This window comes from Emergencia sp. JLR.KK010 (assembly GCF_037018265.1).
Lineage (GTDB): Bacteria > Bacillota > Clostridia > Peptostreptococcales > Anaerovoracaceae > Senimuribacter > Senimuribacter intestinalis.
In genome coordinates this window covers 882,253-895,071 of the sequence record NZ_CP143550.1, presented here as the reverse complement: position 1 = coordinate 895,071, position 12,819 = coordinate 882,253, and the positions used below count along the sequence as shown (strand labels likewise).

Sequence of the window (12,819 nt, the reverse complement as noted above, 5' to 3'; positions counted from 1 at the left end):
CAATCGTCTTTTCGTTGAAATTACAAGCACTCTTTCGTGCTGCAGAAAGAGTGCAAGCAATCAAAATCTCCAGTGTGTTAAAATTTTTTCAGACTGTCAAATTTATTTTCAATGCCATACTGCTTCATTTTATGGTTCAAGTTCTGCCTGCTGATGTGCAGCGCCGCCAACAGGTTCTGCATGGTGCTGTGTTCCTCCATGCTCCTTAGAATCAGACTGCGTTCATACCCTTGCAGAATCTCTTTCAAAGGGCGGCACGCTGCAGCTGCAAAAGGCGGAAATGTTTCCTCTTCTTCCGTTTCCAGCTCCGAAATCCATGGGATATCTTCCAGATGAAGCAGCGTATCTTTTGCGAAGTTAAAAGCGCCTTCGATGGTATTGGCAAGCTCTCGGACATTGCCGGGCCAGTCATAACGCAGGAAAAAATCCTTTACGCTGTCATCCACCCCTAAAATATGCCGGTCCATTCTTCGATTATTTTCTCTGATAAAGTGTTCGGTCAGCAGCATGATATCTTCTTTACGCGCCTTCAAATCGGGCATGTCAATCTGCACTACACGAAGCCTGTAATAAAGGTCTTCGCGCAGGATTCCATTTCTGACCAGCTGCAGCGGATCGATATTTGCCGCCGCAATGACCCGCACATTGACGGGACGCGGCTCGTAATCGCCCACTCTTGTGATTTTCTGCTCCTCAATGGCCTTCAGAATCTTTGCCTGCAGATTCAAATCCATATTGTTGATTTCGTCCAGAAAAAGGGTACCGCCGTCAGCCGTTTCAAAGAGCCCTCTGCGGTCTTCCGCACCGGTAAAACTGCCCTTTATCGTGCCGAATAAAATACTCTCCATCAGGGTGGATGGGATGGCGGCGCAGTTTTGCGTGACAAAACGATGTTTGCTGCGCGCGCTGCCCGCGTGAATGGCTTCTGCTGCCATCCCTTTGCCGGAACCCGTTTTTCCATACAGCAAAATGGAAGAATCGGTTTTGGAAACTTTTCGGATTTTGTTCTTGACCGCTTCCATATCGGAACTTTCGGAAATGATATCGTCTACTGTGAAACAAGCGCGCTCAATTTCACTGTTAATCGGCGTAATATAAATATTGCGGTATTCATTTTCACCGATGATATACTGGGAGGCTTCCACCGCGCCAATGATTTCGTTTCCATCAAAAATAGGCAGCGTTGTATTGACCTCTTGCACTTCCTGTCCCTTAAAGTCTTTGATTTTCTGATAAATGTTGGACGTCGGTTTTCCCGTTTGCAGCGCCCGCATAATCGTACTGTTTTCCAAGTCCAATTCGGGATAAATCTGCGGCAGCGTTTTTCCGATCACATCTTTTTCGCACAGCTGATTGATGTCAGGACGATTGTTATAGTAATACACGGCTGTCGCGCTCCGATCAAAGATGATGATGCCGTTGAAATAGTTGTATACATCCAATATTTCCTGCGCATATTCCCGCAATTTTTTCATGCCGTTACTCCTCTCCGCGGCAGATATCCGCAATCTCCAGCGACTTCATTTTCGCACTCAGGGTCTGCCTGCTGATCCCAAGACAGGCTGCGGTATCTGTAATACTGCCGCACTGGGTCAGCGCTTCCTGCAAAATATACCGTTCAAAGCGCTGCATTCTTGCTTTCAGACTATTAATCGGCAGACACTTCTCGTCATACTGCTCTCCGGCAGCAGCAAGTACATTGATGTCGATATCTTCCATGTCGATCACATCGCCTTCACATAGGTTGAAACCGCTTTCAATCATATTTCGCAGTTCCCGCACATTGCCCGGCCAGGTGTATTGGCAGAATGCCGCCATAAGCTCCGAAGACACGCCTTTGATCTGCCTTTGCATCGTCCGGTTAAAAAAGTCGATATAATGTTCGATCAGCGGTACGATGTCTTCCTTTCGTTCCCGCAGCGGCGGCAAATCCAGCTGCACCACGCGCAGGCGGTAATACAAATCCTCCCGCAGTGTTCCGTTTTGCACGCATTCTTTCGGAGATTCATTCATCGCAGCAATAATCCTTACGTCCACAGGAATTTCCTTGGTACTTCCGATACGCGTTACTTTTTTCTCCTCCAACACGCGCAGCAGCTTTGCCTGTACTGCCAGGTCCATAGAATTGACTTCGTCCAGAAAAAGTGTACCGCCGCTGGCAGCTTCAAAGAGTCCCATATGATTTTCCGCATTGGTAAACCCTCCTTTTACAGTGCCGAACAGAATGCTTTCCAGCAAATTCTCCGGGATGGCGGCGCAGTTCTGAGAGAGAAACCGTTTTCCGCCCCGCGAGCTGTTTGCGTGCAGCGCCTGCGCGACCAACTCTTTTCCTGTACCGGTTTCTCCATAGATGAGCACCGTGGATTTCGTACGGGACGCCTGAATGATTCGCTCTTTTAACTGCTCCATTGGCGCAGAAACCGAGACGATATCGCGCAGCAGATAGGGCTCCCGCGTGCCGGTCGTTTTAGAATTCATGATAAAAATGTTCAGATGTTCTTCTCGTTCTTCCAGATACAGAAACACCTCGATACAGCCGGCAATCTGATTCTCTATATAGATAGGAAAGGTGCTGAACAACGCCTCATAAGTCTCATTTCTATAATTAATCAGCTTCTGATACTGATTCAGCAGCGGCTTTCCGGTTCGAACTACCTCAAACATGGAGCTGTTTTCCCGTTCCAGATCAGGATATATCGTAAACAGGCTCTTTCCCCGGGTTTCTTCGTTAGTCAGCGTATTGATGTCTTTGCGGCTGTTGTAATAGTATTCGATGATCCCCTTTCGGTCCATGATGATGGCGCCGTCGTAGTAATTGTAAATATTCAGAATCTGTTTGACATAGTTTGATAATTCCATATGTATTTCTCTCCTGTCCGCGGCTTGCGCCCCGCAAAGTTTAAGAAAAAATCCCCCAGGATAGACCATCGTCTTTCCTAGGGGATTTGGGGGAACCTCCCCTGTATGATAAGGGCTATTTTATGCGTTCTTTGCTTCCTTCTTGTTCAGGCGGTCATAGTAGATGTAGATGACTGCGCCGATTGCAGGAACGACGATTAATCCGAAGATGGACATCATAGGGTCGTCCAGGAAGTTGCTGACAAGCAGTGCTACAAAGCATAAAGTGGCGATAATTACAGTTACTACACCGCCAGGCACCTTGTAAGGTTTTTCTCTGTCAGGGAAGCGATAACGGTTGACCAGTACACCGAATACACCAAGCAGAGAGCCGATGGCGCCCAGGAATACAACCAATGTGGTCAGCTGATCCAGACTGCGGAACAGTACCAGAATGATAGCGATGACACACTGGGTGATCAGCGCGATTGCAGGAACACCTTTATTGGAAAGCTTTCCCTGATTTCTGAAGAAATGTCCCTCGTGAGACATCGCGTAGCCGACTCTGGCATATGCCAGTACCTGCCCGTTCAGAGAACCCAGCATCGCAATCAGCATAGCTGCAACAACCAGGACGCTGCCGAAGCCGCCGAACAGACGTCTTGCGACTTCTGTACCCAGATATACGTTATCCGCTTCAATCATGGTTTTTGCTTCTTCGATTGGAATGACACGATAGATCGCGAAGTTAAACAAAATGTAGAATACGGTTACAAATCCGACACCGATGATCAGCGCTTTCGGAAGATTCTTCTGCGGATTTCTCATTTCTTCGCCCAAGTTGGCTACATTGGACCAGCCTTCAAACGCCCACAGGGAGGACAGGGTAGCGAATGCTACGATTCCGATTCCACTGGTAAAGCTAGCTGTTTCGCCAGTCGCTTCCACCGGAACAGGGCTTAAATCCGGCATCTGATTGCCGATAATAATGGCGCCGATTAAAATAATTGCCATCGGTACAATCTTGGCAACCATGGTGATGTTTGCCATAACAGATGCCTCTTTTACACCTAAAATATTATACAAGGTAAATAAGATAATAAGGACGATAGCGATAGACTTGATGTGCATGTCCCCCATACCAGGAAAAAATTCCACCAGTGCAGTAGGTATTGCGATCGCCACCGCGGAAATGGAACCTGGACTTGCGATAAGCCACTGGCTGAATCCGTACATATAACCTACGACAGGATGATATACCTCGTTGAGATATACAGTTAGTCCGCCGGCCTTTGGCATAGAAGAGCCAAGTTCCGAGAAACAAAGAGCACCCAGCAGACTGATAACGCCGCCAACCAGCCAGCAAAGCAGCGCAACGCCAGTATCATAATTCGCTCGCTGTAATACATAAGAGCCTAAGTAGAAAATACCGGAACCGATCATAATGCCGGCAACGATGCTTACGCCGCCGAAAACAGAAATCTCTTTTTTAAATTCGCCGTTTTCAGCCGCAATATTTTTTTGATTTGACATTCTTTCTCCTCCTTTTCATTTTGATTGTCGAAAAAGATAATTGCAAAGAGTATGCCAAAAGAACATTTGTTAAAATTTCAACATCTTAAGACTCATGTACAATCTCTTCATCTTCACTTTGCAGAAAATTTTCTTAACATGTCAAATATGCGGCGGCCACTTTGATACATTCACCATAGCTCTGCCACTAAAGTGCAAGCAGCCGCACAGGGCTTTAAATCCCGGGCGGCTGCTTACTTTATTGAAAGGTGTCATTATGAATTTAGCTGTTTTGATATGGAATGAACCGTCCCAGTGTTCCGTTGACCATGGTTTTGTCTTTTACCGCAATCTGTCCGCCTAATATGACATAAGAAATCCCATCGGGCGGCAGGGTCGGCTGTTCGTAGGTGGCGCAGTCGGCAATCGCATTCTCATCGAAAATGACGATATCCGCATCGAAACCTTCTCTGATTTCACCTTTTGTCTTCAGATTGAGACGATCAGCAGGCAGCACTGTCATCTTGCGCAGCGCGTCCATCATGGTGAGAACGCCTTTTTCGCGCACCATCCTTCCAAGTACACGAGGGAATGTTCCCGCACCTCTCGGATGACCGCCACCGTCAGTGAATCCGCAGTCGCTGCCTACCATGACGTAAGGAGCCTGATACGCAAGCTCTACTTCCGGCTCGTTCATCACAAAGGCCGCCACATACAGATCTGGGTCTTCCGCGCGCAGTTTTTCAAACAGCGCCTTGTCGCACCGCTGTCCTTTATATGGACCTGCCGTAACCATCAGGTCGCTGTAGTCCCACTTCTCAAAGCTGGCTTCATCAAATACCGCGGTACCGATACCGGTGCAGAACGCCGTGTAAGGATAGCAGTCGCAGGTAATGTCCACCCCAGCGCCTCTGGCTTCCTCGATACACGTCAGCGCCTGTCGCATGTAGCCTACCGCGCTGCAGCTTCCAATATGGGACATCTGCATGCCGTAGCCGCTTCTGCGCTGAATTTCCACCAGTTCCTCAATGGATGCCACACTGTCCGGTCCATCTGCGCGAAAATGCACAGAAGTCAAATATCCCGGCTCCTCCAGGGCAGACAAAAGTTCCACCGTTTCATCAGTTGTCACACCCGGCGCATATTCAAATCCGCAGGACAGTCCCACAGGACCATATTTTCTGCAGGCTGCCAGTTCCCGTTTCATCTGGTCAAGCTGTGCTTGCGTAGACGGTTTATACCTGTCGCCGGCGCCGGCATGCTCACGCAGGCTGTTTTGTCCCACAAACATCATATAGTTGGTAGGACTGCCCTGACTGTTTACTCTGCCGCAAAAGTCTTCCAGCCTGTTATAGCTGTCACCGCAGTTGCCGCCTACTTTCGTCGTAACGCCCATTCTGACCTCACAGGCCGCTGTGAAAAAGTCATGTGCATCGCCGTGCAGCGCGTTTTCATGGGCATGGATGTCGATAAAACCAGGAGAGGCAATTTTGCCCTCCGCATCGATGGTTTCCAGCGTATCCTCATCCACCGTTCCTACTTTCAAAATCGTTCCGTGATCGATTAAAATGTCGGCAACTTCCCAGGTATCTGTTTCAAAATCAGGGATTTTCGCATTCAATATTTTTAACTCTTTCATTGTTTCTCCTCACTGCAACCTTAAAATTCCAGTTCTCCTGCAAAATGGCACGCCGAAAAATGGCCTTCGCCTACTTCTTTCATCTCCGGCGCTTCTGCCTTGCAGATTTCCTTACAATATTTACATCTGCCTGCGAATCGGCAGCCCGGCGTATCTTCGGTCAAACTCGGCATATCGCCGCTGAGCAGATACTTCTTGCGATACCGCTCTTTCGGATGCAGAGGCGGCACAGAAGAAAGCAGCCCGAAGGTGTACGGATGGGTGCAGGATGCGTATATGTCGGCAGTTTTGCCGATTTCCATGATCTTGCCGCCGTACATCACGCAGATCCGATCACTCATATATCTAACCACAGACAGATTGTGGGTAATGAACAGATAGGTCATGGAAAGTTCATCCTGCAGTTTGAGAAGTTCATTCAGCGTCTGCGCCTGCACCGACACATCCAGTGCACTGGTCGGTTCGTCCAGCACCAAAAGTTTCGGTTTCAGCATAATGGCGCGGGCAATACTGACTCTCTGCTGCTGTCCGCCTGACAGTTCATGGGGAAATCTGTCGAGAAGCTCCAGTCCAATATTGATCTTCTCCGCCGTATCGTAAATCAAATCCTTGGCGGTCGCCTTATTATAGCCATTAATCAAAAGCGGTCTTTCCAGGGAACGATAGATAGAAGAACGGGGATTCAGTGAGGATGCAGGGTCCTGAAACACTGCTCCTACACTTTGCCGCAGGGCTTTTTTATTCTTTTTGTCCCATACATCGAGTCCGTCCAGATAAATGGTACTTTCGGTCGGCGGCAAAAGCCCCAGAATCATCTTTGCCAGCGTCGTTTTTCCACTTCCGCTTTCTCCCACAAGTCCCAGGGTTTCCCCACGGAAAATTTCCAGATTCACATCGTCCACTGCCCGGACAAAGGCGTTTTTCTTATCTCTCCGCAGGGGAAAGTATTTTTTCAAATGCTCTATCCGAACCAGCGTCCGGTCTTTTTCTTCACTATACATGTTCCGCACCTCCCTCCTGCAGCAAGCACGCACACAAATGCTGTTCTGCCACTTTCCTGAGCACAGGTTTCCTTTCCCTGCACAAAGGCGTGCAATCAGGGCACCGATCAGCAAAATTGCAGCCTGCTCTTTCTTCCGCAAGATTCGGCACAAAGCCTTTGATGGTCTGCAGCCTGCCTTCCTCTTTGGTAATCGTCGGCAGCGCTTTCATCAGCAGCTTCGTATACGGATGTTTAGGATTGTCAAAGATTTCAAAGACTTCGCCTACTTCGATTAGGTTTCCCGCGTACATAACGCCGACTCTGTCAGCTACGTCCGCTACGATACCGAAATCATGGGTAATCATCAGGATTGCCGAATCATATTTTTTACGCAGTTCGTTCATCAGTTCAATGATGCCCGCCTGTATGGTCACATCCAGCGCCGTAGTCGGCTCGTCGGCAATGAGCAGCTTTGGATTTCTGCACAGCATCATGCCAATCATGACACGCTGTCGCATGCCGCCGCTGATCTCATGAGGATAAGACTTCATTCTCGATTCCACATCGGAGAGTTTCACGTCGCGGAGCATGTCAAAAGCGATTTGATAGGCTTTCTCTTTCTCCATCTTTTCGACCAGCAGTCCCTCCATCATCTGCGTGCCTACGGTATAAACCGGGTTCAGAGAATCCAGCGGATTCTGGAAGATCATGCCGATTTCGCTGCCCCGCACCTTTGTCATTTCCTGACGAGACAATTCCAGCAGATTTCTTCCGTCAAAATTAACCGCGCCGCCGCTGATTTTGCCCGGCGATTTAATCAGCTGCATGACGCCCATAGCAGTCGTCGACTTTCCGCAGCCGGATTCACCGACCAGGGCGAAGACCTCGCCTTTTTTTATATCAAAACTGACATGATCCACAGCCTTGACCGTGCCGCCCTGGGTTTCAAATTGAATACACAGGTCCCTGACCTCTAAAAGATTTTCACTCATTCTTTCGCCCTCCTTATACTTTCAGACGCGGGTCCAGGAGTTCCTTGACGCCTTCGCCGACCAGGTTGAAACCGAGCACTGTCCATACGATTGCAAGACCAGGTACCAGGGAAATCCACGGCGCGTTTCTGATGTACTGGATGCCCTCAGATAAAATCATGCCCCAGTCAGGCAGCGGCTGCTGCGCGCCCAGTCCTAAAAATCCCATGGAAGTGGTCGACAGAATTGCCGACGGCAAAGCCAGGGTTGCCAGGATAATAATGGTCGATACCAAATTCGGCAGAATATACCGCAATATAATAGAAATATCCTTTTCTCCGCAAATCTTCGCCGCTTCAATATAGGACAGCCCTTTCAACGACTGTACCTTCGCGCGGACAATTTTGGTAAACTGCGCCCAGCTGACGACTGCAACGGAAATTGCCACGTTCTGCGCGCTGGACCCCAGCATCAGTACGATGGCCATCGCCAGAATAATCGGCGGAATAGACCAGGTCGTATCTGTTACAAAACATACGATTTTGTCCACGGTCTTTCCATAATAACCGGCGATAATGCCTAAGGTCACGCCAATGAGTGTTTCAATGACAACCGCCACGATTCCTACGCCCAGCGCAATTCTGGAACCGTAGAAGACCCTGCTCAAAATACATCTGCCGTACTGATCTGTTCCCAGCGGATATTCCCCGCAGGGTTTTACCAGACGCATTGACATGTTCTGTTCTGTATATGTATGCGGCGAAAGCAATGGCGCGAAAATGACCACCACAATGACCGCCAGAAACAATACCGCGCCGATGACGAACATCTTGTTCTGCAGCATCAGTTTCCATTTTTCTTTTCTCATATGCTGCCTCCTATTCCAGACGAATGCGCGGATCTAAAATGCCAGATATCATATCGCCTATGATATTGCAAATGACCGTCAAAATAGTAATAACGAACACAATGCCCTGTACGATGACAAAGTCCTGTTTTGCGATGCCTTTCCAGAGCAGCTGTCCCATGCCCGGCCACGCAAAAACATTTTCCACAACCACCGCGCCGCCAATGAGCCACGGCAGTGACAGGAAAAACATAACCGTTACCGGAATCAGCGCATTTCTGAGCACATGACGCACGAGAATTTTTTTGTCCGTGATGCCTTTTGCGTACGCCGTCGTCACGTATTTCTCGTCCATCACGTCCAAAACCTCCGACCTGGTCAGTCTGAAAATCTGCGCCAGTGCAGGCAGGGACAAGGTCAGCGCCGGCAAAATCAATGAGGCAAAGCCGCTGTAGCCTGACAGAGGCAAAATATTCAGGTGAATACTGAACACCAGCATCAAAAGCACGCCCAGCCAGAACGGCGGCATCGACCAAAGCACAACCGTCGTAATCGTCAGCGCCTTGTCGGTTATCTTATTCTTGCGAACCGCCGCCAAAAGTCCCAGGGGAATTGCCAGCAGGTATTCGATGACCAGCGCCGCCCCGGTTAAAAGCAGGGTGTAAGGCAGCCGCTGTAAAATCAGATCGCTTACATTCTGTTTCAGGGAAATGGACATACCAAAATTCCCCTGCAATATGTTTCCAAGCCAATAAAAATACTGCACCACCGGCGGTTTGTCCAGTCCCCATTCCGCTTTAATTGCTTCCACCTTTTCCGCGGACACTCTTGTATCCACCATCAGGTCGACGGGATTGCCCGGCATCGCCTGCATGATACCGAAAATCAAAACGGTTACAAACAGTACGACCAGAATACCGATGAGCAGCCGCTTGATGATATAACGCATAATATCGTTCAAAGTGATTCCTCCAATCAGCGGGCAGAAGAAGTCTGTCCTCTGCCCGCCTTTTCTACTTTATCTATGCAAATACTTCTTTCACGATTTTCTCATACAGCTGATTCTTCGGCAGCCCTTCGTAATTGGTGAGCATGATGCTGGAAATCCGCATGACCTCTACGCCTTCTGGAAGCCGCTGCTTAACAAATTCCGTCAGGGACAAAACCAGTGTGCGGGACACTTTTCGCTTATTGAACTGCAGATGCCGCCGCTCGATCACCGGAAAGGGAATCTCGTGCGCTGCGTTTCCGTCTTTCTGCGTCCGTACCGTTTGAAAATGCAGCAGCCGCTCCTGTATGCACGTGTCCTCCGCGTCAATCTTTCTGAGCTGCACGCTTTGGGAAAGATATTGATTTCGAAATTCCGCCGGTGTACATTTCAGATACATGGCAAAATGCTTATAGAAATACCGCGGCGCCGAAAATCCGCTAAGCTCGGAAATCATGGTAACATTCTTCCGTCCCTGAATCAGATACCGCACAGACTGAATGATGCGGTAATACTCCAGCGTATCCTTAAAATTCATATTTAACCGCTCATTAAACTCCTTGGACAAATACTGCTGACTGACATATTCGCCGTCCGCCAGCTGCTTTAGATTAATTTTCTCATCACAATGATTATACATATAGGTACAGATGCGCAAAAAACGTTCCGCCCGCGGATCCGTTCCCCGCTTGACGTTGAGCATGTTCAAAAGATCATGACAATTATCCACAATAAAATTAACAATATCGCAAACCCACTGTTCTATGACGGCGCGATCTCTCTGTGCCAGGCAGTCACCATACAGCATCTGCAGCTTATCTTTCAGCATCGCCTGTGCCTTGCTGCCTGTAGTCGAATCGTAAAAAAGCGTGGTATTGCAGTTGTACATTCCAGTCTCTATGAGATTACAGTACTCCACCGCTTTTTCCCTTTGGATTTCAAAGAATAAAATCAAATTGTCTTCACTGCACTCTTCAATACAGAAAGGTTCTTCAATATTGACAATTTCAATCTGTCCCGCGGACAGTGTATGTACCCCTGCAACCCATCTGCAGCTGACACTGCCGCAAAGCACATAGAGCAGCCTCAAATTTTCGCTCAAATGGAACGGCATATAAGTGACCTGTCCCGCATCAATTTTCAGCAAATTCTCGTACAGTTTCATGACTTTTTCTCCTTTTATTTATTGTATTTTTTCAAAATTACAATAGCAATACACAAAATTAAACTGTTATTGTACCTTTTTAACCAAAATAAAACAAGTGCGCTAGGTCACGACTCGCATGACCTGCGCACTTGTTTTCTATGTGCTGTACTTATTCTTGTTCTTTTTTATGCCATTCTTGCAAAACCGCTTCTACTTGTACGATTAGCTGTTTTCTGTCGGGGATATCGGAATATTTCACTAACGTGTTTCGTAAAAAGCACGGCATAACGCCCAGCGGGTTTAGAAATTTCCTAAACCGGTAGATTTACGATTGTTTCAAGGGAATAAAGACGCACCGTCTCCGGATTTGCCGCCGCAAGCTCTACAAGTTTCTTATCAAATCCACTTTCAGAAAAAAGCGCGTAGTGAAATCTCGCCTTTTCTTTAAGCGGTGTGAGCTTTGCCGAAACGTCAAGGTAATCCGAATAATCAAATAGACTGTTTTTAAACTTACATTCGCAGACCAAATACTTATCTGCGTCCTGACTGATTCCAAGAATATCAATCTCTGTTTCTGCAGTGCGCAAGCCGCCATGTGCATTTTTATTGCGAACTGTAGTTTTTCCCATCCAGCGTCCAAGCTTTGCATAGCGGAATGGGAGTGCATGCTGCTTCTGCAGTTCTTTTAAATACTCCTTGCAGATATCTTCAAAAGCAAAGGATACAAACCTGTGTAATGCAGGCTTTACGATATATTCATATACGCCATCCACATCGCCGTCTTCAAGCTGAGAAAAGTTAGCAAATCCAAAAGCATACCAAAATCTAAAGAAATGGTCAGTTAAACGATAAATCCCCCTACTGGTATTTGCCTTTTCCTTTAGCCCTGTATCCACTGAAAACTCCCGCTCAACGATTCCAAGCTCTATAAGATTTTTCAGATAAACGCTGGTCTTTGCCGTATCTTCGACAAGAGACTTCTGGCTGATTTCGTTCAGCTTTGTACTCCCCAAAGCAACTGCCTCAATGATAGAATTGTATATCGGCGTTTCACGAAGTTCCTGGTGCAGCAAAAAATCCACTTCACTGTATAGCACGCAGCCTTTGGATAAGATATTCCGCTTAATGTTTTCTTCTATCGTAAGGTTCGGACTCCATTGCTTCAGGTAATGTGGTACTCCGCCAAGTACCGCGTAAGCAGTAACTTTATCTCCCTCGGAGTAATTTGGGAAAAATTTCACAACGTCATAAAAGCCCATTTCTTCCATCTTATAAATTCCCGTTGCCCTTCCATATAACGGATTTTTCTCAGCAAGCAGTTCTTTTTCAATAAAGCTCATAGAACTTCCGCACAGAATTATCATGACATTCCTTTCCTTTAATTCACTGTCCCAAAGGTTCTGTAAAATAGAGGGAATACTGCGGTTGGTCCGGCACATATAAGGAAATTCATCTATAACGACCAGCTTCTTCTCCGGCCCATAAGGCAAATCTAATATTGCACGAAATACATTCTCCCAATCAGAAAACTCCGTTATATACTTCTTCGCAGGGATATCCTCTCTGAGCAGCTGTTTGGAAAACTTTGCAAGCTGCATTGGATCGGTCGTCTGGGTACAGGAAAAAAAGACGTGAGGTTTCCCCTTGCAGAACTCTCTCAGCGTTTCAGTTTTACCTATACGTCGTCTGCCGTACAAAACAATCAGCTGTCCGCCCTCAGTCCCATATTTATCGTTTAAAAACTTCAGTTCCGCTTCTCTTCCTATGAACATATGATCCTCCCTTTAATGACTAAATCCAAATTTACTAAATCTAAATTTAGTATTATTATACCCGATTTTTCTAAAGACAGCAAGGAATTTTGCAAAAGTATTTTCCCACAACAAAACTGCAGC

10 protein-coding genes are annotated in these 12,819 nt (G+C 47.4%); all 10 read right to left on the bottom strand.

What is annotated here, in order from left to right; genetic code table 11:
• Positions 1 to 77: 77 nt before the first annotated feature.
• Positions 78 to 1,475, bottom strand: coding sequence for a sigma 54-interacting transcriptional regulator (locus tag V1225_RS04225; protein ID WP_251631347.1), 1,398 nt, complete (start codon positions 1,473 to 1,475; stop codon positions 78 to 80).
• A gap of 4 nt (positions 1,476 to 1,479) precedes the next feature.
• Positions 1,480 to 2,859, bottom strand: coding sequence for a sigma 54-interacting transcriptional regulator (locus V1225_RS04220; protein WP_338547638.1), 1,380 nt, complete (start codon positions 2,857 to 2,859; stop codon positions 1,480 to 1,482).
• A 120-nt stretch (positions 2,860 to 2,979) separates the two neighbouring features.
• Positions 2,980 to 4,371, bottom strand: a complete 1,392-nt coding sequence (locus V1225_RS04215; RefSeq protein ID WP_338547637.1) for an amino acid permease — start codon at positions 4,369 to 4,371, stop codon at positions 2,980 to 2,982.
• A gap of 262 nt (positions 4,372 to 4,633) precedes the next feature.
• A complete protein-coding gene (locus V1225_RS04210; RefSeq protein ID WP_251613276.1) occupies positions 4,634 to 5,989 on the bottom strand; it encodes an amidohydrolase family protein in 1,356 nt (451 codons plus the stop codon).
• 20 nt (positions 5,990 to 6,009) lie between these two features.
• Positions 6,010 to 6,990, bottom strand: a complete 981-nt coding sequence (locus tag V1225_RS04205; RefSeq protein WP_338547636.1) for an ABC transporter ATP-binding protein — start codon at positions 6,988 to 6,990, stop codon at positions 6,010 to 6,012.
• Complete coding sequence (locus V1225_RS04200) at positions 6,983 to 7,963, bottom strand: ABC transporter ATP-binding protein (protein WP_338547635.1); 981 nt, start codon at positions 7,961 to 7,963, stop codon at positions 6,983 to 6,985. Before V1225_RS04200 ends, V1225_RS04205 begins: the two co-directional genes overlap by 8 nt.
• Before the next feature lie 13 nt (positions 7,964 to 7,976).
• Entirely contained in the window at positions 7,977 to 8,810 is an 834-nt protein-coding gene (locus tag V1225_RS04195; RefSeq protein ID WP_160201724.1) for an ABC transporter permease, read from the bottom strand.
• Between the two features lie 10 nt (positions 8,811 to 8,820).
• A complete protein-coding gene (locus V1225_RS04190) occupies positions 8,821 to 9,750 on the bottom strand; it encodes an ABC transporter permease (RefSeq protein WP_251613266.1) in 930 nt (309 codons plus the stop codon).
• Positions 9,751 to 9,811: 61 nt separating this feature from the next.
• The gene (locus V1225_RS04185) at positions 9,812 to 10,942 is read right to left on the bottom strand and encodes an AraC family transcriptional regulator (protein WP_338547634.1); all 1,131 of its coding nucleotides are present in this window, start codon (positions 10,940 to 10,942) and stop codon (positions 9,812 to 9,814) included.
• A gap of 293 nt (positions 10,943 to 11,235) precedes the next feature.
• Positions 11,236 to 12,696, bottom strand: a complete 1,461-nt coding sequence (locus V1225_RS04180; RefSeq protein ID WP_160201719.1) for an ATP-binding protein — start codon at positions 12,694 to 12,696, stop codon at positions 11,236 to 11,238.
• Positions 12,697 to 12,819 lie beyond the last annotated feature (123 nt).